This window comes from Streptomyces sp. NPDC033136, from assembly GCF_055578235.1.
Map to the genome: position 1 here is coordinate 149,137 of NZ_JBVIPD010000014.1, position 21,522 is coordinate 170,658.

18 protein-coding genes and 1 pseudogene are annotated in these 21,522 nt (G+C 70.1%); 15 read left to right on the forward strand and 4 right to left on the reverse strand.

From position 1 onward, the window contains the following. Window positions 1-9: 9 nt before the first annotated feature. The 13 genes from ACZ5TL_RS25055 to ACZ5TL_RS25115 all read left to right on the forward strand — a co-directional run bounded on the left by ACZ5TL_RS25055 (window position 10) and on the right by ACZ5TL_RS25115 (window position 12,620). Window positions 10-411, forward strand: coding sequence for a hypothetical protein (locus ACZ5TL_RS25055; RefSeq protein WP_468592502.1), 402 nt, complete (start codon window positions 10-12; stop codon window positions 409-411). Window positions 412-443: 32 nt separating this feature from the next. Continuing rightward, entirely contained in the window at window positions 444-719 is a 276-nt protein-coding gene (locus tag ACZ5TL_RS25060) for a phage tail assembly protein T (protein WP_468592564.1), read from the forward strand. A gap of 11 nt (window positions 720-730) precedes the next feature. After that, window positions 731-2,710 (forward strand): phage tail tape measure protein, encoded by a 1,980-nt coding sequence (locus ACZ5TL_RS25065; protein WP_468592503.1) that lies wholly within the window; start codon window positions 731-733, stop codon window positions 2,708-2,710. 3 nt (window positions 2,711-2,713) lie between these two features. Beyond that, window positions 2,714-6,067, forward strand: a complete 3,354-nt coding sequence (locus ACZ5TL_RS25070; RefSeq protein WP_468592504.1) for a hypothetical protein — start codon at window positions 2,714-2,716, stop codon at window positions 6,065-6,067. A gap of 11 nt (window positions 6,068-6,078) precedes the next feature. Beyond that, entirely contained in the window at window positions 6,079-8,058 is a 1,980-nt protein-coding gene (locus ACZ5TL_RS25075) for a right-handed parallel beta-helix repeat-containing protein (protein WP_468592506.1), read from the forward strand. A gap of 59 nt (window positions 8,059-8,117) precedes the next feature. Beyond that, window positions 8,118-8,969: a peptidoglycan recognition protein family protein gene (locus ACZ5TL_RS25080; protein ID WP_468592508.1), complete on the forward strand. Its 852-nt coding sequence runs from the start codon at window positions 8,118-8,120 to the stop codon at window positions 8,967-8,969. Between the two features lie 3 nt (window positions 8,970-8,972). Next, the gene (locus tag ACZ5TL_RS25085; protein WP_356656504.1) at window positions 8,973-9,257 is read left to right on the forward strand and encodes a hypothetical protein; all 285 of its coding nucleotides are present in this window, start codon (window positions 8,973-8,975) and stop codon (window positions 9,255-9,257) included. Next, window positions 9,257-9,685: a hypothetical protein gene (locus tag ACZ5TL_RS25090; protein ID WP_468592510.1), complete on the forward strand. Its 429-nt coding sequence runs from the start codon at window positions 9,257-9,259 to the stop codon at window positions 9,683-9,685. The genes ACZ5TL_RS25085 and ACZ5TL_RS25090 overlap by 1 nt, the downstream gene beginning before the upstream one ends. Continuing rightward, complete coding sequence (locus ACZ5TL_RS25095; protein ID WP_468592511.1) at window positions 9,675-10,052, forward strand: hypothetical protein; 378 nt, start codon at window positions 9,675-9,677, stop codon at window positions 10,050-10,052. Before ACZ5TL_RS25090 ends, ACZ5TL_RS25095 begins: the two co-directional genes overlap by 11 nt. A 103-nt stretch (window positions 10,053-10,155) precedes the next feature. Next, window positions 10,156-11,370, forward strand: coding sequence for a helix-turn-helix domain-containing protein (locus tag ACZ5TL_RS25100; protein WP_468592513.1), 1,215 nt, complete (start codon window positions 10,156-10,158; stop codon window positions 11,368-11,370). 193 nt (window positions 11,371-11,563) lie between these two features. Next, a complete protein-coding gene (locus ACZ5TL_RS25105) occupies window positions 11,564-11,863 on the forward strand; it encodes a hypothetical protein (protein ID WP_468592514.1) in 300 nt (99 codons plus the stop codon). A gap of 111 nt (window positions 11,864-11,974) precedes the next feature. Then, window positions 11,975-12,469, forward strand: a complete 495-nt coding sequence (locus ACZ5TL_RS25110) for a glycine-rich domain-containing protein (protein ID WP_468592566.1) — start codon at window positions 11,975-11,977, stop codon at window positions 12,467-12,469. A 22-nt stretch (window positions 12,470-12,491) separates the two neighbouring features. Then, entirely contained in the window at window positions 12,492-12,620 is a 129-nt protein-coding gene (locus tag ACZ5TL_RS25115) for a hypothetical protein (RefSeq protein WP_468592515.1), read from the forward strand. Window positions 12,621-12,808: 188 nt separating this feature from the next. Here ACZ5TL_RS25115 and ACZ5TL_RS25120 read toward each other — a convergent pair. Next, a pseudogene (locus tag ACZ5TL_RS25120) lies at window positions 12,809-13,453 on the reverse strand (ATPase, T2SS/T4P/T4SS family); the annotation flags it as partial. Next, window positions 13,417-14,520, reverse strand: coding sequence for a septum site-determining protein Ssd (gene ssd, locus ACZ5TL_RS25125; protein WP_468592516.1), 1,104 nt, complete (start codon window positions 14,518-14,520; stop codon window positions 13,417-13,419). The gene ssd and the pseudogene ACZ5TL_RS25120, both read right to left, overlap by 37 nt. A gap of 584 nt (window positions 14,521-15,104) precedes the next feature. Here ssd and ACZ5TL_RS25130 point away from each other — a divergent pair. Beyond that, a complete protein-coding gene (locus ACZ5TL_RS25130; protein WP_468592518.1) occupies window positions 15,105-15,938 on the forward strand; it encodes an HAD family hydrolase in 834 nt (277 codons plus the stop codon). A 343-nt stretch (window positions 15,939-16,281) separates the two neighbouring features. Here ACZ5TL_RS25130 and ACZ5TL_RS25135 read toward each other — a convergent pair whose 3' ends face one another. Both ACZ5TL_RS25135 and ACZ5TL_RS25140 read right to left on the reverse strand, forming a co-directional pair. Continuing rightward, on the reverse strand, window positions 16,282-17,106 hold the full coding sequence (locus ACZ5TL_RS25135) for a Fic family protein (RefSeq protein WP_468592519.1): 825 nt from the start codon (window positions 17,104-17,106) through the stop codon (window positions 16,282-16,284). Between the two features lie 134 nt (window positions 17,107-17,240). Further along, complete coding sequence (locus tag ACZ5TL_RS25140; RefSeq protein ID WP_468592521.1) at window positions 17,241-18,506, reverse strand: polysaccharide deacetylase family protein; 1,266 nt, start codon at window positions 18,504-18,506, stop codon at window positions 17,241-17,243. Window positions 18,507-18,799: 293 nt separating this feature from the next. Here ACZ5TL_RS25140 and ACZ5TL_RS25145 point away from each other — a divergent pair, with 293 nt between their 5' ends. Next, on the forward strand, window positions 18,800-21,169 hold the full coding sequence (locus tag ACZ5TL_RS25145; protein WP_468592522.1) for a bifunctional SulP family inorganic anion transporter/carbonic anhydrase: 2,370 nt from the start codon (window positions 18,800-18,802) through the stop codon (window positions 21,167-21,169). Window positions 21,170-21,522: the final 353 nt, after the last annotated feature.

Consider the following 21,522-nt stretch of genomic DNA (forward strand, 5'->3'; position numbering starts at 1 on the left):
ACACCGGCAATGGCTCTTCTGTCCCGCGCCCAGATCGACGGCGCCGACGACCGCAAATGGGAGGACGTCCCCGTCCCCGAGTGGGGCGGCGACGTGCGCCTGCTGGGCCTGTCCGGCACCGCGCGCAACGCGTATGAGAAGTCCCTGGTGCAGCTCGGCCCGAACGGCTCCGTGCAGCGCGTGAACCTCGAGAACGCCACGGCCCGCCTGGTCTCCCTGTGCCTGGTCGACGAGAACTTCGAGCGGCTCTACACCGACAAGGAGATCGCCGAGCTGGGCGCGAAGAACGGGGCCGTGCTTCAGCGGCTCCACGAGAAGGCCCAGCGCCTGTCCGGGCTCGGGAAGAAGGCCGTGGAGACGGCGGAGGGAAACTCCGAAGCCGCCCCGAGCGGCAGTTCTACTTCCGACTAGCGCTCGAAAAGGGCCTCTCGGTCGCTGAGCTGCTGCGCACACACAGCTCGGCGGAGCTCACCGAGTGGATCGCCTACGAGCGGGTCACCGGCCCGCTGGGCGGCGCCCGCAGCGATGTGCAGATGGCGATGCTCGCCTCGGTCATCGCCAACGCCAACCGCGGCAAGGGCTCCCGCGTGATGAAGCCTGCCGACTTCCTGCCGAAGTGGGACCGCGGCGCGCAGCAGGACTGGCGGCAGATGCTCGCCACCGTCAAGGGCATCAACAAGCGGCTCGGCGGCACGGACACCACCCAGAAGACGACGTAAGGGAGGCGGCCGTGACGGCTCTTGACGAGGTTCTGGTCAGGCTCGGCATCGACGCGTCGGGCCTGGACCAGGGCAGCCAGGACGCGGCCGGGCAGGTGGAGAACAACCTGTCCGGGATCGCCGCCGGCGCGGCCGGAATCGCTGTCGGCGGGCTGTTCCTGGCGGGCCTGGAGTCGGCCATGGACATCACCACGGCCACCACCAACCTGCAGAACCAGCTGAACCTGACCGAGGGCCAGGCGCAGCAGGCCGGGCAGATTGCCGGTGACGTCTTCGCGCAGGGTTTCGGCGAGTCCGTCACCAGCGTCGCCGACTCGCTGACCGCCGTGTCCCAGAACATGGGCGGCTTCACCAGCATGAGCAAGGGCGAGCTGACCGAGCTCACCCGGCAGGCCGAGGCCCTGGCCGCCACCTTCAAGTTCGACGTCGCCGAGTCGACGCAGGCCGCCGGTGAGCTCATCAAGTCGGGCATGGCCAAGAACGGCCAGGAGGCGTTCGACCTGATCACCGCGGCGGCCAAGAAGCTGCCCCCCGCGCTGCGCGAGGAGATCCCGGCCGTCACCCGCGAGTACTCCCAGTTCTTCGACCAGCTCGGGTTCACCGGCCCGCAGATGATGGGCCTGCTCGCCGAGTCCGCGAAGTCCCCGGTGTTCGAGATCGACAAGGTCGCGGACACGCTGAAGGAACTGACGCTGCGCCTGGCGGACACGGACGCGGTCGCTGACCCGCTGAAGGAACTGAAGCTGAATGTCGGGGACATTCAGGACCTGGTCAACACCGGTAAGGGCACCGAGGCCCTGGACCAGATCACCACCGCACTGGCCGGGGTGAAGAACCAGACCGACCGAACCCGGCTCGCCGCCGAACTGATGGGCGGCCCGGGTGAGGACGCCCAAGCGGTCCTTGAGGGCCTCGGGAAGGCCGGCGGGATCGCCAAGCTGGGCCTGGACGACGTGGCCGGGTCCTCCAAGGCAGTCGCCGACAACTTGGCCGCCTCGCCGGGGCAGGCCTTCAACAGCATCCTGCGCACCCTGACAACCACCATCGGTACGGCTCTGGCACCGGCGCTGAGCGCCGTAGCTCAGCTGATGGCGGAGAACCCCGGGCTGGTGCAGGCCGTCGTGCCGGTCGTGCTGGCCCTGGCCGTGGCCCTCGGTATCTGGGCCATCGCACAGTGGGCGGTCAACTCGGCACTGCTCGCCAACCCCGTCACCTGGATCATCCTGGGCATCGTCGCCCTGGTCGCCATCATCGTCATGATCGCCACGAAGACGACCTGGTTCCAGGACATCTGGTCCGCCATGACGAGCGGGGTGTCAGCCGCGTGGGACTGGCTGTGGGGCAAGGTTTCCGGCGCGGCGGCCGCAGCAATCTCGTTCCTGGACTCGGTGATCTCCACGGGGATCAGCACCGTGCTGAGCATCTTCGGGTGGCTGTCGTCGCTGCCCGGGCGCGTGGGCGCGTGGTTCGCCGGCGTCCGTAACGCAGCCGTCGTCAAGCTCGTCGCGATGATCGCGTGGGTGCGGGGCCTGCCCGGGCGGATCCTCAACGCCGTCGGCAACCTGGGCGGCCTGCTGCTGAACGCCGGCCGCTCGATCATCCGGGGCCTGATCAACGGCGTGACATCCATGATCGGCTCGCTGCGCAGCAAGTTCTCCGAGATCACCGGCATGATCCCGGACTGGAAGGGGCCCATGACGGTCGACCTGAAGCTGCTGGCCCCCTCCGGGCAGGCGCTCATGTCCGGCCTCATGGACGGCGTCGACGACCAGCTGCCCGCGTTCGAGCGGCAGCTGGGCGGCATCACCGCCGGCATCCCCGCGAACCTCAACACCTCCGTATCCGCGGCCGCGAGGGCGTCCGTGGAGAAGACCACGGTGGTGGAGTTCCGCGGCTCGGAGGACGACTTCAACAGGTTCATGCGCCGCTCGGTCGTCGTCTACGGCGGTGGCAGCGTGCAGCGGGCCTACGGGCAAGGGAAGGGGACGTGACGGGTGGACATCACCACCGAGCTCAACCTGGGCGGCATCTGGACGGACATCAGCGCGGACGTGCGGACCGCTTCCGACATGCAGGGCACCCGCGGCCTGTCCTCGTGGGCCTCGGAGGCGGACCCGTCGAAGTACACGTTCGCCCTGAACAACCGGCACGGCAAGTACTCGCCCAGGAACCCGCTGTCCCCGTACTACCGGCAGCTGTCGCGCAACACGCCCATCCGGATCAGCCTGCCGTCGGCCACCAGCCACCTGGAGATTCTCGACGACACCGGGACGGTGACCACCCCGCACAGCGACGCACTGAACATCGCCGGGGACATCGACGTGCGGGTGGAGTTCGACGCCACCCTCACCTCCGCCACCGCCAACCAGACCATCATCGGCAAGTGGTCGCCGGTGTCGGCGGAGAAGCAGTGGATGCTGTCGGTCTACAACGGCTTCCTGTGGTTCCGCTTCATCAACGCGGCAGGCGCTGAGCAGCATGCCTTTCAAACCGTCTCCGGCTTCGGCGGGAAGGTGCTGCGGGCCACCCTCGACGCCGACAACGGTGACGGTGGCTGGAGGGTGCAGTTCTGGCAGGCCGACGAGTGGGGCGGCCCCTGGTCGTCGGTGTCTTCGCCGCTCGGCCTGAACGGCAGCACCGGGGTGCGGCCGGTGACGGCGGGCCCGCTCGCCATTGGCTTCAACGACCCCTCAGGCAGCATCCCCCGTACCCCGTTCATCGGCTACGGCCGGCGCTTCCAGGTCCGCCGCGGCATCAAGGGCCTGGTCGTCGCCGACGTCGACTTCACCAGCGTGGCGGCCGGGGCCACGTCGTTCACCGACTCGACCGGCAACCTGTGGACCCTGTCCGGTGGCTCCCAGATCACCGCGCGCAACTACCGGTTCCACGGCGAGGTGTCCGAGTGGCCGGCCGAGACCGACGACTCCGACACCGACAGCATCGTGCGGATCACCGCCCAGTCCCTCAAGCGGCGCCTGGACTCCGGCCGTGACCCGCTCAAGTCCGTGCTGGCCCGGCGGGTGCCCGGCTACAGCCCGCGCGCCTACTGGCCGCTGGAAGAGGGCTCCGACGCCTCCCGCGCGTACAGCCCGATCGACGGCGTGCAGCCGATGACGGTGCTGAACATGGACTTCGCCGCCGACTCGTCGCTGCCGTCCTCCGCTGCGCTGCCGACCGTCAACACGCAGAACGGTGCCGTCACCTCCCGGCTGTCCGGGCAGATTCCCGCAGGCGGATCGTCCACCGCCTGGTCGGTGTACTGGCTGTACCGGCTCAACTCGCAACCGTCGGCCTACGCCTCCCACATGTCGATCCAGACGTCCGGCACCGTGCGGGACTGGCGCATCCAGGTGTCGAACATCGCCGGGGTGAACAGCCGGATCCTGGGCTACAACGCCGACGGTGTCGCCGTCGTCTCCCACCTGCTGGACACCGGCGCCGACCTGTTCAACCAGTGGGTGCTGGCCCGCTTCTACGCCTATCAGACCGGGTCGACCGTCACCTGGGTCATTGTGTGGCAGGACGTCGGCGGCGACGCCGGCGCCTACAGCAACAGCTACACCGGCACCCTCGGCCGCGTCACCTCCGTGGGCTCCCCGCCCAACGGCTGGCACCAGCAGATGGACGGCCTGGCCCTGGGCCACATCTCCGTGTGGGACGCCACCAGCACCCAGGCCTACGACAACTCGGCCTCCACCGGCACCATGCTGCTGGGCTACGCCGGCGAGTTCACCTCCGACCGCATCAACCGCGTGGCGCGGGAGAACGATGTTCCCCTCGCCTGGCGCGGCAAGTGGTTCGCCGGTGAGCGGGTGGGGCCGCAGCCGGTGGACACGTTCCTGACGGCCGTGCGGGAGGCGACCGCCGCTGACGGCGGGATTCTCCTCGACCAGCGCGCACGCAACGGGTTCCTGTACCTGTCCCCGTCCGCGCTGCAGAACCAGACGCCCAAGCTGACCCTGGACTACACCCAGCCCGGGCACGTGGTCGGCGCCTTCGCGCCCGTCGACGACGACTCCGCACTGGAGAACGACTCCACAGTCCAGCGTGAGGGCGGATCCTCGGGCCGGTACGAGAAGAAGACGGGGCCGCTGAACGTCAACCCGCCCGAGCTGGACGAGGACGGCGTGGGCCGGTACGCCAAGCAGGTCACCCTCAGCCTCTACAGCGACGAGCAGTGCGAGGGCCTGGCCGCGTGGCGCGTGCATCTGGGCACCTGGGACGAGGCGAGGTTCCCGACCCTGACGGTGGACGCGAGGGCGATCGTCGACCAGGTCCCGGAGGTCACTCAGCTCGATGTCGGCGACGTCATCAAGTTGACGAACGTCCCCACCAAGTACTCGTTCGACGACCTGTATCTGCTGGTGCAGGGCTACACCGAGGTCCTGAACCTCTACCGGTGGCAGATCACGTTCAACTGCGTGCCCTACGGGCCGTGGGTGACGGCCGTGGTGGGGGAGGCCCGCGCGGACACCACGGGCAGCACCCTCACCACGGCGGCCACCGCCACCGCCACGACCCTCCAGGTCGTCAACGAGGGCGCCCTGTGGGCACGGTCGGCCGACTACCCGGGCGACTTCCCCATGGACATCCTCGTCGACGGCGAGCGCATGACGCTGACCGGTGTGACAGGGGCCGTGGAGGATACCTTCGCCCGCACCACCATCGACGGCTGGGGCAGCGCGGACACCGGGCAGCCGTGGCAGAACAGCGGCGGAGCGGCCGACGACTACCAGGTGGGCGGCGGGTACGGCAGTCACCGGCTGGCCTCCGGGAACGTCTCACGCCGATCGGTCCTGGACTTCACACAGGCCGACTTCGACGTCTACGGCAGCATCGCCACAAGCGCCACGGCCACCGGCGGGTTCCTGTCCGGGTCGCTGACCGGCCGCTACACCGACGGCAACAACCTGTACGCGGCCAGGCTGGCGTTCAACACCACCGGGACGCTGACGCTGACCGTCCGCAAGCGGGTGGCCGGCACGGAGAGCGAGCTGGGCAGCTACAGCGCCGGCAGCTACAGCGTGGGCACCTACTACCGGCTGCGGTTCCAGGCGGTGGGCGAACAGCTGCGTGGCAAGGTGTGGCCCGCCGGCAGCCGTGAGCCCGCCCAGTGGCAGATCGATGTCACCGACACGTCGCTGACGTCGTCGGCGCCCATCGCCATGCGGTCGATCTCCGCCAGCTCCAACTCCAACACCAACCCGGAGATCCGTTACCAGGACCTTCGGGTGGTCAGCCCGCAGACGTTCACGGTCGTCCGCAGCGTCAACGGCGTCGTCAAGGCGCAGCCCGTAGGCGCCCGGGTGTCGCTGTTCCAGATGCCGTTCACGGCACTCACCGAATAGGAGGCGCCCGCGTGCAGTGGCTCAACGGGCTCAAGCTCACCCCCGAGCGGTTGATGGACAACACCGCCGACGAGGTCATCACGTCGGGGCTGTCCGTGCCGTCCGGCTGGACGGTGTCGTCGTTCACCGGCATCCGCGTGCACGGCATCACCGAAGTCGACATTTTCGTCACGCGGACCGGCGCCGACATCACCGAGTCGTCGTCCGGGTCCGGCAACATCACCGGAGACCCGGAACTGTGCACCCTGCCGTCCGGCTGGGCCCCGCCCCGGCCGGTGAACGCCACCTGGGGCAACGGCTCCACCGACGGCGAGGCCACCATCGTCACCTCCGGCGTGGTGCAGCTGCGGTCCATCTCCGGCTCGGGGGGCATCGCCACCGGCACCAACGTCCGCGTCACCTCCATGTGGATCAGCGAGACGCCGGGCGGGTTCTCCCACGACGAGACCACCGACATCACCACGTTCACAGAGGCCGGCCTGTTCTGGGTCACCGGCGCCGCGGGCGACGGTACCTCTGACGACGGGTGGGCGATCCAGGCCCAGCTGGACGCCGCGCACGCCGCCGGGGGCGGCACGGTCGTCATCCCCGGCGGCAAGACCTACGGCGTGTCCACCTTCCTCGTCGTCTACGACAACACGACGATCTGGGCCTACGGGGCCACGATCAAGGCCATCGGCAACTCGGGCCTGCTCAGGAACTTCCTCAGCGGCGAGACCTTCAGCGGCTACACCGGCCACTCCCACATCCAGGTGCTGGGCGGCACGTGGGACGGCAACGCCGCCGACGCCGGCGTCGGGACGGTGACCGCCATGACGAACGTCATGGGGTTCATCCACTGCGAGGACATCACCGTCCGGGACGCCACCATCACCAACGTGTCCTCGGCGCACGGTGTGGAGTTCAACTCGACCAGCGGCGGCCGCGCCATCAACTGCCGCCTCCTCGGCTACAAGGACAACAGCGGCGACGGCTCCCGCGACTTCTCCGAGGCCGTGCAGATCGATATGGCGGTCTCGGGCAGCGCCGCCATCGGCGACTTCGACGAGACCCCGTGCAAGGACATCCTGATCGAGGGCTGCTACGTCGGCCCGTCCAGCCGCCTCGGGTCCTTCGGCCGCGGCTTCGGCTCGCACATGCTGCGCTCCGGCGTCTACTACTACGGCATCCAGATCATCGGCAACCGCGTCGACAGCCCGGGCCACCAGGGCGTCTACGGGTACGGCTGGCGCCGCGCAGTGATCGCCAACAACGTCATCGTCAACTCGGGCCTGTCCGGCATCCAGCTGTCCCGCCCGAACCCTGCAGAGGTGGGTTTCTCCGCCAACGGCCGCAACGTCACCATCGTCGGTAACACCGTCGAGGGCGCCAAAGACGCCTCTGGCATCAGGGTGTTCGGCGCCTCAGGCGCTACCTGGGACCAGGTCGTCATCGCCGGGAACTCGGTGCTGGGCTTCAACACGGACACCTCCAACGGCATCCACGTCGAGTACTGCAGCCGACCGAACGTCACCGGGAACACGATCGACGGCACCCAGTCCACGGGCGTCGTGGTGTTCAACTGCGACGGGGCGCACGTCGGCTCCAACACCATCCGCAGTGCCGGTTCCAACGGCGTCAACGTCACGGGCTGCACCGGCGCGAACATCACCGGAAACACCATCGACGGCACCACCACCAACCACGGTGTTTTCATCGCCAGCACCAGCAAGTTCTCCGTGCAGGGCAACTGGATCCAGTCGGCCGCGTCGGCGGGTGTCCGCCTCAGCGACGGCGCCCAGGACGGCACCGTCACCGGCAACCGCATCATCAAGGGCACCGGCACCAGCGGCATCACGATCAGCGGCACCTCAGCCGGGGACAACGTCGTCGCGAACAACGACCTGACGAACGGCGGCTGGGCCGTCGGCACCGCCCTCATCTTCAGCACGGCGGCGATCACCGCCTACACCGGCGGCACCACCTCGCCCGGCGCCAACCTCGTCTCCTGACCCCGCCCACCCCACGCCCCGAGCCGCCGGCCGGGGCCTTTCCCATGCCTGGAGGGCCCATGGCCTGGTATCCCCACGCCACGAAGATGGAGCTGCAGCCTGAGAGCGACGCCCAGCCGGCGATCCGGCCGACGCAGCTCATCGTTCACAGCATCGTCGGCCCGTGGACGGCGCGACGCACCTATGAGTACTGGCGCGACTCCACCAACCTCGAAAGCCACTTCGGGATCGGCTACGCGGGCGACATCGCCCAGTACATCGGCACCGAGACCCGCGCCGACGCCAACGCCGCAGCGAACCGGCGCGCGGACGGTACGGGCGCCGTGTCCGTCGAGACCGCGTCCAACACCAGCGCGAGCGACCCATGGACCGACGAGCAGGTCGAGGAACTCATCCGGCTCGGCGTGTGGATGCACCAGCGCCACGGGGTCCCCCTGCGGATCTGCCGCACGCACGCCGACCCGGGCTTCGGCTACCACTCCATGTTCCGCGAGTGGTCGACCAGAGGCACCGCCTGCCCGGGCCCGGCCCGCATAGAGCAGTTCAAGAAGGTCGTGTTCCCGGGGATCGTCGCCCGCGCGACCGGCAAGACCAACGCCCCCAAGGAGGACGGTATGCAGCTCACCGACAAGGTCCCGGTCGGCGACTGGGTAAAGGACGCCTGGCCCGAAGACAAGGGCATCGCGGACGGCAGCATCCTCGTACAGACCGCCCTTGGCTCGGGCTACGCGCACTCCCGCCGCGCCGCCGAGAACACGGCCGTACTGGTCGCGCAGGTCGCCGCGCTCGGCGCTGCGGTCGGCAAGCTCGCCGAGGGCGGAGGCCTCGACGCCACACAGATCCAGGCCGCAGCCGAGGCCGGCGCACGGGCCGCCCTCGACAAGCTCGGCGACGCACTGAAGGAGAACTGACCCATGACGCTCTACGACTGGCTCGCCTCCCTCTGGCGCACCCTCGTTCCTTACGTCGTCGGGTTCGCCGCGGTGCAGCTGGCGCGTCTCGGCATCACCCTGGACGACGCCACCCTCACGGCCGCGCTGGCCGGTGCGTTCGGCACCGTGTACTACGCCCTGTTCCGGCTGCTGGAGCAGAAGGCAGGTCGAGGCTGGGGATGGTTCCTCGGCCTGGCCAGGCCCCCGCACTACCCGGACAAGGACGGCGGCATCGCCATCACCGGCCGTCCAGGCCTGGACGCCTGATGCGCGCGGCGGCTCGGCGGCTCACCAGGCGGCTGGGCCGCCGCGGCGCCCTGCTGACGATGAAGGGCACCATCGCCACCCTCTACGGCTCCGGCCAGCTCGCCGAGCCGGTCCGGGATACGAGCGGCCTGCGCCTGCTGCTCGGGCTCTGGCCGCTTCATGTGTGGGGCTGGGCATGGATCACGGCCGGGATCATCGCGCTGGTCTGCGCGTGGCTGCCGCCGAGGAAGGACTGGCCCGGGTTCCTGGCCGTCTGGGCGATCACCGCGCCCTGGTCCATGTCCTACCTAGTGGCCTGGTGGCCCCTCGGCGACTACTCCAGGGGCTGGGTAGCGGCCCTGATCTTCGGCGCGTTCGGCGCGGTCTGCCTCGTGGCGATCGGCTGGGACGAGCCCCCAGCACGGACGGAGCTACCGCGTGAGACCTGAGATGCTCACCGCGCTGAGCGCCCTGGCCGTCGCCCTCGTCACGGCGGCCGGCGGCATCATCACCACCGTCATCGGCCGGCGGCAGCCTCGTCGTCCGCGCGGCGCCGACCGCCGCGACGACTTCACCGCGGTGACCGACAAGCTCAGCGCGCACATCGAGCGCTTGGAGCGGGAGGCCGAACAGGACCGTCAGCAGGCCGAGCAGGACCGGGCGCGGCTCGGCGCCCAGGACTTCGCCCTGCGCTACATCGCCAGCTGGGCCCGCTCGCTGGTCGCGTATATGCGGCAGGCCCAGCTGGAGCCGCCTCCGCCCCCGCAGCCCATACCCGACGAGGTCCGCCCGTACCTGCACGACATCGGCTCATGACCGCGGCCCCGCTCTCCTTCGGGAGGGCGGGGCCGCTTCGTCGTGTCCGGACCAACTTGCTGGCGCACGCTCTCCCGCTGCTCCGGCGGCGTACCGTGACAACGTGGCAAATGACGACCTCGGGCGCACTCTCCGTCGCCTTCGCAGGCTGGCCTCCTTGACCCAAGAGGAACTGGCCAGCCGTTCGGGCGTATCTGTCGATGTGATTCGTCAGCTTGAGCAACGCCGCAAGCACTCAGCGCGACTGCCCACGCTGCATGCCTTGGCCAACGGACTGGGAGTGGAGCTGACCACGCTCCTGGGTGATCCACCCGGAGTCTCCTCCACTGGTGAGAACGATGGACCACGTTTTGTGGCCGTGCGCCGGGCCATCATGCCCGTGCTCTGGGGGCCGGATCCGGAGCCGCCAGGGCCAGACTTCACCCTGGACAAGCTTCGCGGGCAGATCGCAGACGGTTGGACGCAGTACCACGCCGCCGAGTTCGACGCGGTGATGAAGGCCCTCCCAGACTTGATCGCTGACGCGCGTACCGCCACAGCATGGGGCGAAGACCACGACCGTCGCGCGGGTTTCGCAGCCCTGGGCAAAGCCCTGCAGCTCGCCGGACACGTCGCGGTGCGCATGGGGAAGACGGACCTTGCGTTGACGAGCTTGGAGCGGGCGATAGATGCCGCTGAGCAGTCGTCTGACCCCCTTCTGTCGCCGATGATCGTCAACTCCATGGCATGGGCCTACCAGCGGCAGGGGCGCCTGGAGGACGCGTTGAGCATCGCACTCCGTGCAGCCGCCGACATCGTCGTAGCGGGTCATGACGGAACCGCCGACGGTTTGAAGGTCTGGGGTGCACTCACAATGAGTGCCGCCACCTCGGCCGCACGGAGCGGTGACTACGACCGGGCAGCGGCAATGATGGAGACAGCGGAGAAGGAGGCCGCTCGCCTCTCGAAGCTCCCCGAGGGCGGCGACAACCGCATGGTCAGCGTGTTCAGCCCTTCGTCGGTCCGTATCGAACGCGTTCGGCTTGCTGTCCAATACGGGCACCCGCATGACGCGCTGGCGCTCGCCAAGGGGATGCGGCTCAGCAAGGACACCCCTCCGTCCTGGCGGACGTGGCTGCTGCTGGATGTCGCCCGGGCCCACACGGACATCGGGGACGCGGCCGGGGCAGTGAAGACCCTGGAATCTCTGCGCCGTGTGGCCCCAACCTGGATGCAGCACCACACGTTGGCCGTGGCGATCGTGCGTGATCTGTGGGCGCTTCCCAACCACCCACCGGGGCTCGGGGCGTTGGCGCAGTTCCTGGGAGTCAACGAATAGCGTCGTAAAACTGGGACGTCACATCCCTGTCACTGTGTGTAGCTCGGCGATTCCATAACCGGACAGCGCCCCGGCGACCGCGTGAACGGCCCCGGGGCTTGGCCGACTGGTTGGAGTCGACGTGACGCACCGTACCGCCGCAGCACCCCCACCGTCAGGATCACCCAGAGCCCTACTCGAAGTACCCGCCAGCGTGGTAGCCGCCCTGCTACTGCCAGCCGCCGCGGACGCGACCGAGGACCAACTACGCGGCGCCCGCTGCGTCTGGTGCGAGGAAGGGCCGCTGAACGCCGAGACGGCCATCGACCTGGGCGAGCAGAAGTCACCGGCAGGCAGCTGGTTCCCCCGCGCCTGCCAGCGCTGCACGGCCGCATGGGCACACCGCGGCCTCTTCGAGCACGCCCCGATGTGCGAGCAGTGCACGGACGACGCGAGCCGCTGCGAAGTCGGGCTGATCCTCTACCGGCTCATCAGGCAGGGGCCGCGCCCGTAACCCTCAAGCTCCCCGCCCGGCCGGTGAATCCCGCGAAGAACCCCGGCCCGGGCGGGGCCATCCCCAACCGCAACCAGCGAAGGAGATTCCGTGACCATACCTCCGGGCCCCATGGACCCGCCCGAGAACCCGGCCGTGCCCGCCCTCGCGCGCATGCTCATCACCGACGAGCAGTTCGCCAGTGTCCGCGGCACCGTCATGGACGCCAACCCCGACATGTCCGAGGAGATGGCCGGCCGCATCGTCGACGAGGGCCTCAAGTTCGTGGCGGCCTGCGCGAAGAACCCCGGCGTCGGGCTCGCCCCGTCGCGCATCGTGGACGAGGGCTGGCACGCTCTCATCCTGCACACGGCGATGTACGCCGAGCTGTGCGAGTCCCTCGGCAGCTTTGTGCACCACTTCCCGGGCTACGACCCCACGAACTACGATCCGCCGATCCTGGACCGGACCCGCGAGAAGATCACGGAACTCGGGTGGGAGGCGGATGCGGAGCTGTGGGGGCCGCCGTCCGACGAGACCCTGGCGTCGGTGGCGGCGAAGTGCCAGCACGCCCCGGACTGCACGATCGTCGTCACACCGAAGCCGAAGAAGCCCGGGGTGGCATAGCCTGCCCGTGAAGGGAGGCACCGTGTCCGAATGGATCGACCCGCGCTACGCGGAGATGGTGGCGGCGTGGAAGCGCGCGCAGCAGCCCGCATCGCGTGACCCGAAGGAGCAGCGGCCTGTCCGGGGCTTCGTGACCCCGCCCAAGCCCTGACCTCAGCTCAACCCGCGGCCCCGGCCGGCGTCCCCTCGACGCCGCCGGGGCCGCTTTCTGTGCTCACCTTGGATTCGAAGGCGATCACGCCTGCTGCCGAATCGGACATCAAATCCGCAGGTCAGAGGGCATTTCTCGCGGTCCCGAAAGGTTCTCTGACCATGATCACAGTAGAGGAGTCATAGCTGTAGTTTGGGGTTTCCACTGCCCGTGCCACCGCTGACCAGGAAGGACAGCCGTGCGTCAAGCAGTGCGCGCAGCACACGGTCACCGCCCGGCGGCACCGTGCCCGCCGCGACCAGCTCGCCGAGCGTGAAGGCTCGCGGTCGTACGACCCGCAGCGACAGGCAGGCACATCCCACGGCCACCGGCGGCAGCACCGCGTGCAGCCGGGTCCCGTCGGGCAGCCGGGCGTCCGCCCAGGGCCGGGCATCGTCCAGACGGCGTCCGGCCACGGCGGCGAGACGCTGGGCGAGACGTCGTACGGCTGCGGCGTCCGCGAACCGCACCGACGTCAGCTCCAGCCCGCCGCCCCGGTCCACCCATACCCGGTCCGGGGCCGACACCAGCACGTCCGTCACCGACGGATCGGCGAGCAGCGGCTCCAGCGGTCCGCTGCCGACCAGCTCGGACCGCAGCCGCGCGGCGGCGCCCAGGACTTCGGTGTCCCCGAGCACGCGTCCCTGCTCCCGCAGGGCCTGCGCCACGCGCGCGGGTGTCGGTTCGGCCCCGCTCTCGGCCAGCCACCGCCGCACTCCGTCGAGCAGTTCCGCGCCCTCCGGTCCGGCCAGGGTGCTCATGCCGCACCCGCCTCGACGAGCGCCCGCTCCCAGAACTCCTTGCAGAACCGGGCGAGAGGTCCACGCGGGACGGCACCGGGTGGTGCCGTGCCCTCGTCCGGGCGCAGCAGCCCCGGTTCGAGCGGCACCTCGCCGGCCAGCGGCAGCCCGAGCAGCCGGGCCACCTCCCGGTCGCCGAGCCCCGGCGAGTACGGCCCGCGGACCGCCACCCGAAGATCCCGCAGGACCATGCCGACAGCGGAGGCCACCCGCCCGGCGGCCGCGACGGCCCGCAGCTCGGCGGGTACGACCAGCACACCCATGTCCAGCTGGGTGAGCACCTCGGCGACCCCGTCGTCGATGCGGCGCGGCAGGTCGACCACCACCGTGCCGCTCCGGCGTCGGGCCGCCGCCAGCACCGCGCGCACCGCCTGCGGCGGGACGGCGATCCGGTCGCCGCGGTCCCAGCTGAGCACCCGCAGCGAGTGCAGCTCGGGGAGCGACTCCTCCAGGGCGCCCCCGCCGACGCGTCCACGCGAGGAGGCGAAGGCGGGCCAGCGCAGCCCCTCGGCCGTCTCACCGCCGAGGAGCACGTCGAGTCCGCCGCCCAGCGGATCGGCGTCCACCAGGAGCGTGCGCAGCCCCTCACGCGCGGAGGTGACGGCGAGGGCGCACGCGAGCGTGGACGCTCCGGCCCCGCCCCGGCCGCCGATCACGCCCACGGTGAGGGCGGGCCGGCCGACGCCCTCGGCCACGTCGGCGATCCGGTCGACCAGCCACTGCTCGCCGTCGGGCAGCATCAGGACGTGCTCGGCGCCGATCTCGACGGCCCGCCGCCACACCCCGGAGTCGTCCTGGTCGCGGCCGACGAGGACGACTCCCCTTCTGCGCGCGGCCCCGCGGACGCGCCGCGCCGCGTCGTCGCCCACCAGGACGAGCGGAGCCGCCTCCCAGCTGCCTCTGCGCTCCGGCACCCCGTGGTGCACCTCAGGCGTGGCGCCCGCCGCCGCGCACAGGCGCAGCAGGTCGTCGAGGAGTTCGGTGTCCTCGGTGACGATCAGCGGTCCGCCCTGCCGCCCTCCGGCTGCCGGCTGCGGATCGTGTGTGACGGTTCCGGCCATGGTCTCCATCCCCCTTCGCTGTTCCGCTCGCGCGGCCTCTGGGGCCCCGCGATTCGCAAACGTGGGAAGAACCGGCAAGGCGGCCTCCCTATGAACGGCCGACAGAAACCGGCCAAACGCCCCCCGCAATCGGAACCGGCCATGAACTCGCCGCGAGCGGGACGCGCTGGAATCACGGTGCAGCGATCCCGGAAATCGTGTGGATCTTGGTGGATAACTGTGGACGTCCCGGGGGTTGTGAATATCGCCGTCACCCATACCGGTGACCCCCGCCGACCCACCGCGTGACTTCCGCAGAGCAGCTCGACGACTACAGAGCGTAACAAGTCAGGGGCATGCCGAAGAGGCGACCGAAGCCGCCTCAAAGCGGCGCTCAGGCCGCGCGAAGAAGGAGAAAACCCATCCGGACATGCGACGACCCCCGCCGGGGGGGAGAGCGGGGGTCGTCCCCACGGCCGACTCGGGGGGGGGAGGAGTCGGGCCGGGTTAGCACGGTCGCGAACGATCCGTGACTTCCATGGTGTACCCGAGAGCCCTCTCAGGCAAACCCACACGCCCCACCTTACGCCGAATGGGCTGCCCCTATGCTCAAGGGCGTGGAAAACCACTCCTTGCCCCGCACAGCCGCCTTCTTTGACCTGGACAAGACGGTCATTGCGAAGTCGAGCACGCTCACGTTCAGCAAGTCGTTCTACCAAGGCGGTCTGATCAACCGCAGGGCTGTCCTGCGCACCGCATATGCCCAGTTCGTCTTCCTGGCCGGCGGCGCCGACCACGACCAGATGGAACGCATGCGCGCCTACCTGTCCGCGCTGTGCCGCGGCTGGAACGTACAGCAGGTCAAGGAGATCGTCGCTGAGACGCTGCACGACCTGATCGACCCGATCATCTACGACGAGGCCGCCTCCCTCATCGAGGAGCACCACACCGCCGGCCGCGACGTCGTGATCGTCTCCACCTCGGGTGCGGAGGTGGTCGAGCCGATCGGTGAACTGCTCGGCGCGGACCGCGTGGTCGCCACCCGCATGGTGGTGGGTGAGGACGGCTGCTTCACCGGCGACGTGGAGTACTACGCGTACGGCCCCACGAAGGCCGAGGCCATCAGGGAGCTGGCCGAGTCCGAGGGGTACGACCTCAGCCGCTGCTACGCCTACAGCGACTCGGCGACCGACGTGCCGATGCTGGAGTCCGTCGGCCATCCCCATGCCGTGAACCCGGACCGCGCTCTGCGCCGCGAGGCCCTCGCGCGCGGGTGGCCGGTCCTGGACTTCCACCGTCCGGTCCGGCTCAAGCAGCGCATCCCCGCGTTCGCCGTACCGCCGCGTCCGGCGCTCGTCGCGGTCGCCGCGATAGGCGCGGCGGCGGCCACCGCGGGGCTTGTCTGGTACGCGAACCGGCGCCGGGCCACAGTCGCCTGACCTGAGACGATCCGCAGTCCTCCACACTCCTGTTTGAACCCAAAAGTAAAGAAGTGCAGCCTGGACTTCCGCTTGTCGCGGGTCAGGAGTACAAAGGACTCAACGGCCCGCGAGACCAAGGACATCCGCGAGGATCACCTTAAATACGCATTCTGGCCCCACGGACCGAGCATGAACACCGGGCACCCACGCGACGTCGACCCGTCGAATACGGGCCAGCCGCACCAGGCACGGGCAAAGCTCCCGACCTGATGGGCACTGTTCGAGGACGCTTGGTAACCCGATGCTCATGCCAGCGGCGGTACGAGAACTCGTACCGCCGCATCTCTGTTCCGGGCGGTTGTCACGCCGCTCCGCGCTGCAGCGCCTCGCACACCGCCGTCGACTCGCGCGCCCCCAGTTCGACCGCCCGGCCACAGTGGGCGATCCAGGCGGCCATGCCCTCCGGGGTGCCGGAGACGTATCCGTCGAGAGCTTCCAGGTAGGCCTCGCGACCCAGCTCGGCATGGCCGACCTCGGCCGGGCAGACCGACTTCGGGTCCAGGCCGCTGCCGACCAGCACGATGCGCTCGGCCGTGCGGGCGACCAGGCCGTTGTGGGAGGTGAAGGGGCGCAGCGCGAGGAGTTCGCCATGGACCACGGCGGCCGTCACCAGCGCCGGCGCGGAGCCGCCGGCGACGATCAGCCCGGCGAGTCCCTCCAGCCGCCCGTGCGTCTCGGCCGCGCTCGGCAGCGGCAGTCCGACCAGCGGCTCGTCGACCGGCTCGCCCTCCTGCCGGGGCCGCCCCACCTGGTCGGCCTGGTCGGCTGCCGCCACGAGGTGAAGCCGGGCCAGCACCCGCAGCGGCGACTGCCGCCAGATCGACAGCAGCTGGCCTGCCTCCGCGGTGAGCCGTAGTGAGGCACCGACGGTGCGTGCCTCGTCCTCGCCGCTGAAGTCCGTACGCCGACGCACCTCCTCCAGGGCCCAGTCCGCACCGGACAGCGCGGCCGAGCCGCGGGCGCCGCGCAAGGCGGCCTCGGAGGTGATCGCGTTGCTGCGCCGCCGCATGATCCGGTGCCCGTAGACCCGGTCCACGGCCTTGCGCACGGACTCCACGGAATCGGCCACTCCGGGCAGCGCCCCCAGGGCCGCGAGGGGGTCGGCGGTCGCGCCTGCTGTACTCATGAGTACGACCCTACGCATCCCGGGGCCCGGCCCCACGGCGGAGTGGCCTTCTTCACGCGCGCGTGCCCATCCCGCGCTGCACGCGCGCGTGACCGTGACGTCGACCGCCTGAGGGCCTATGACCGCCTGACGGACTACCCCTTGGCCGCCGGAGCCCCCGGCACGCCCTTCGGCGCCGGGGCGGGACGGCCCGACAGGAAAGACGCCCAGCCCTCCTTCGGCGCCTCGCCGACCCTCAGGGTGCGCAGCTTCTCGAGCGTCTTGGGGTCCTGTGCGTCCAGCCAGTCCACGAGCTGCCGGAACGAGACACAGCGCACCTCCTCCTTGTTGCACACCGTCTCGATGACCTCCTCGACGGCCCGCATGTAGGTGCCGCCGTTCCAGGACTCGAAGTGGTTGCCGATGATCAGCGGGGCACGGTTGCCGTCATAGGCGCGCTGGAAGCCCTGGAGCAGGCCGTCACGCATCTGGTCGCCCCAGAAGTCGTGCATGGCGGGATTGCCCTGGGTCTTGGTGCCCGACTGGTTGACCATGAAGTTGTAGTCCATGGTGAGCTGCTCGAAGGAGTGGCCGGGGAACGGTACGAGCTGCATGGACAGGTCCCACAGGCCCTGCTTCCGCTTCGGCCAGACCTGGTCGGTGACGCCACTGGTGTCGTAGCGGAAGCCCAGGTCTCGGGCCGCCTTCATGAAGTTGCGCTGGCCCTCCAGGCAGGGCGTGCGTGCGCCGATGAGCTCCTTGTCGTAGTCGAAGGGCAGCGGGGCGGCGTTCTTCAGGCCGGTGTTGGTCTTCCAGGTCTTCACGAACTGCTTGGCCTGGGAGATCTCGTCCTTCCAGTCCTCCACGGACCACTCACCGACACCGCCGCCACTGCCGCAGAAGTGGCCGTTGAAGTGGGTGCCGATCTCATTGCCCTCCAGCCAGGCCAGACGCAGCTGCTTCGCGGTGGCGGCGATGCCGCGGCGGTCGTTGAAGCCGATGTCGGAGCGTCCCGGGGAGTGCTGGGGCGGCCGGTACAGGTCGCGCTTCTTCGCCGGCAGCATGTACACGCCGCTCAGGAAGTACGTCATGGTCGCGTTGTTCTTCTTCGCCACCTCGCGGAAGTGAGAGAACAGCTTCTGGCTGTCCTCGCCCGCGCCGTCCCAGGAGAAGACGACGAACTGCGGGGGCTTCTGGCCGGGGCGCAGCCGTTCGGGCCTGGGCAGGTGGGGCTGGGCGCCGGTGTAGGCGGTGGAACCGTCGCCGATCAGCCGCACCGTGCTCTTCGGTGCCTGGGCGGGCTTCGCCCGGGACGGTTCGGGGTTGCTTTGCCTGGATGTGCCGGTCGCGCAACCGGCGAGCGATGCGGCGCAGACCGCGACGATCACGGAGCCCGCGGCGATCCTGTGGGTGGCGGCCATGTTCCGCCCACCTTCTTCCTTCTCTCGGGTGCCGACAGCGCCGCCAAATTCGCACGAGTCAGAGAAGGAATTAGTACGACAAGCCGACCACATAGCCACTCCACTCTTCAGAGTGATCTATTCGCCCATTTGCCCGTAAAGTCCATGCCCGCCCTTTACTCTGCATTACGATCCGTTTACCGAACGTTGATTCATCCCGCCGATTTATGCCGTGACCCACGGCCGCGAACGCCCCCGCCCCAAGCGGGGACCCCAGTCACGCGACCGCGCAGCCCCGGAGGAGACGGGAAACCATGTCAGCCTGCGTCCCCACACGCGCCGCCGACCCGAACCGGACCGAGCGCAGCCATCCGCCCCACAGCCCGCCGCCGACCGGCCCCCGCCGCTTCCGGATCGCGGGAGCCGACGTGTCGGCCTCGATCGCGGTCTTCCTGATCGCCCTGCCTCTGTCCCTGGGCATCGCCCTCGCCACCGGCGCACCCCTCCAGGCCGGCCTCGTCGCCGCAGCCGTGGGCGGGCTGGTCGCCGGGCGGCTCGGCGGCTCCCCGCTCCAGGTGAGCGGGCCGGCCGCCGGACTCACCGTCGTCACCGCCGACCTCATCCAGCGCTACGGCTGGCGGACGACCTGCGCCATCACCGTCCTCGCCGGACTCGCCCAACTGGGCCTCGGCTGCCTGCGCGTGGCCCGCGGCGCCCTCGCCGTCAGCCCCGCGATCGTGCACGGCATGCTCGCCGGGATCGGCGTCACCATCGCCGTCGCCCAGTTGCACATCGTGCTCGGCGGCACCCCGCAGAGCTCCGTGCCCGCCAACCTCCAGGCGCTGCCCGACCAGTTGGCGCAGATGCGCCCCGCGTCCGTGTCGGTGAGCGTGCTGACCCTGGCGCTGCTGCTGCTCTGGCCGAGACTGCCCGGCCGGACCGGACACCTGCTGCGAAAGGTCCCGGCCGCTCTCGTCGCCGTCGCCGGCGCCACCGCGGCCGCCGCCTTCGCCGGTCTCCGGCTGCCCAAGGTCGACCTGCCGTCCTGGAGCAACCACGCCCTGGCCGGGCTGCCGCAGGGCCCCGTCCTCGGTCTGGCCGCCGCCGTGCTCACCACCACGTTGGTGTGCAGTGTGCAGTCGCTGCTCGGCGCGGTGGCCGTGGACAAGCTGGTGGCCGGCCGCCCGGGCCCGGCCGCCCGGGTCCACCGCTCCGACCTGGACCGCGAACTGCTCGGGCAGGGCGCCGCCAACATCGTCTCCGGCTCGCTCGGCGGGCTGCCCATCGCCGGTGTGGCCGTGCGGAGTTCGGCGAATGTGCACGCGGGCGCGGAAAGCCGGAACTCCACGATGCTGCACGGCGTTCTCGTAGTGATCGCCGCACTGCTGATGGTCCCGCTCCTGCAGCTCATCCCGCTCGCCTCGCTCGCCGCACTGGTGATGGCCGTCGGCATCCAGATGGTGTCCCTGAACCACATCCGCACGGTGACGCGCCACCGTGAGGTGTGGGTCTACGCCGTCACGACCCTCGGCGTGGTGTCCCTCGGTGTCCTGCAGGGCGTGGCGCTGGGGATCGCCATGGCGGTCGGTGTCGCCCTGCACCGCCTCACCCGCACGCGCATCACGCACGACGAGAAGGAAGGAGTCCATCACGTACACGTCAGAGGACAGTTGACCTTCCTCGCGGTGCCCCGGCTGAGCCGGGTCCTGCATCGCGTGCCCCATGGCGCCGACACCGTCGTCGAGCTGGACGGCTCGTTCATGGACCACGCGGCGTTCGAGACGCTGCAGGACTGGCAGAAGACACACACCGCGCAGGGCGGCACCGTGGAGATCACCGGCCGGCACTCCGGCACTCGCATCTCCGAGCCCCAGGCCTTCACCAGCTGCCGCTGCCGGCCCTGGACGCCCTGGCTCAACCACCAGTGCGACCTCCCCCCGTCCGCGCCCCCCTCCGAGAAGAACCCGGACGGGACGGACCGCTCCGAGCCGGACCCGACCGGCACCGGCGGAGCCAGTGGGCACGAACTGGTGCGGGGCATCAACGCGTTCCAGCGCAACACCGCGCCCCTGGTGCGCAGCGAGCTGGCCCGGCTGGCGCGTGAGGGGCAGCGGCCCTCACAGCTCTTCCTGACCTGCGCCGATTCCCGGTTGGTCACGTCGATGATCACCTCCAGTGGTCCGGGCGACCTGTTCGTCGTGCGCAACGTGGGCAACCTCGTCCCGCGCCCGGGCGAGGAGAGCGGCGACGACTCGGTGGCGGCCACGATCGAGTACGCCGTGGAGGTGCTGCAGGTGCGGTCCATCACGGTGTGCGGGCACTCGGGCTGCGGCGCCATGCAGGCGCTGCTCAACTCCGAGCCCGGCGGCGCCCGGACACCGTTGAAGCGGTGGCTGCGGCACGGGCTGCCGAGTCTGGAGCGCATGGCCGATACCGGCCTGCCGTGGGGCACGCTGGCCGGCCGGGCTCCCGAGGACGCGGTCGAGCAGCTCAGCCTGACCAACGTGGTCCAGCAGCTGGAGCACCTGCGCGCCCACGCATCGGTGGCCCGGGCCCTGGAGAAGGGCGCCCTGGAGCTGCACGGCATGTACTTCCACGTGGGCGAGGCCGAGGCGTACCTGCTCACCGAGACGGACGCCGGCGGCGTCTTCGACCGCGTACGGGAGACGGACCTGACCGGGTGAGCCGGGCACCAGCCCGGGAGTACGGCTCTGGCGGTCTGCCAGCGCCGTACACCCCCGGCCACCCCGGCCACCCCGGCCACCCCGGCCACCCGGCCACCCCTGGGCCACTCTCGGACTCACGTCCGCTCGCGGCCCGGGCCGGGTGGTGAGGCACTGCCCCTGGCGCACTCCCCGATCTCAGGTGACAGGCGTGACACACACTGAACTTTCCCTGGTCTGCGTCCGTGGGTACGGATGACCCCGGTCGCCGACAGCACCGCCTGACAGGTCTAAACCAATCGTCGGTCGGCCCTTGTCATCGCACCCCCGGGTCTGATGAGCTGTGGCCTGGGACACAACGGACACCCTGGGAA

Coding starts and splice junctions, on each gene's coding strand:
- ACZ5TL_RS25055 (WP_468592502.1), top strand. CDS start 10: ATGGCTCTTCTGTCCCGCGCCCAGATCGACGGCGCCGACGACCGCAAA.
- ACZ5TL_RS25080 (WP_468592508.1), top strand. CDS start 8,118: ATGGCCTGGTATCCCCACGCCACGAAGATGGAGCTGCAGCCTGAGAGC.
- ACZ5TL_RS25085 (WP_356656504.1), top strand. CDS start 8,973: ATGACGCTCTACGACTGGCTCGCCTCCCTCTGGCGCACCCTCGTTCCT.
- ACZ5TL_RS25090 (WP_468592510.1), top strand. CDS start 9,257: ATGCGCGCGGCGGCTCGGCGGCTCACCAGGCGGCTGGGCCGCCGCGGC.
- ACZ5TL_RS25110 (WP_468592566.1), top strand. CDS start 11,975: ATGGACCCGCCCGAGAACCCGGCCGTGCCCGCCCTCGCGCGCATGCTC.
- ssd (WP_468592516.1), bottom strand. CDS start 14,520: ATGGCCGGAACCGTCACACACGATCCGCAGCCGGCAGCCGGAGGGCGG.
- ACZ5TL_RS25130 (WP_468592518.1), top strand. CDS start 15,105: ATGCTCAAGGGCGTGGAAAACCACTCCTTGCCCCGCACAGCCGCCTTC.
- ACZ5TL_RS25135 (WP_468592519.1), bottom strand. CDS start 17,106: ATGAGTACAGCAGGCGCGACCGCCGACCCCCTCGCGGCCCTGGGGGCG.
- ACZ5TL_RS25140 (WP_468592521.1), bottom strand. CDS start 18,506: ATGGCCGCCACCCACAGGATCGCCGCGGGCTCCGTGATCGTCGCGGTC.
- ACZ5TL_RS25145 (WP_468592522.1), top strand. CDS start 18,800: ATGTCAGCCTGCGTCCCCACACGCGCCGCCGACCCGAACCGGACCGAG.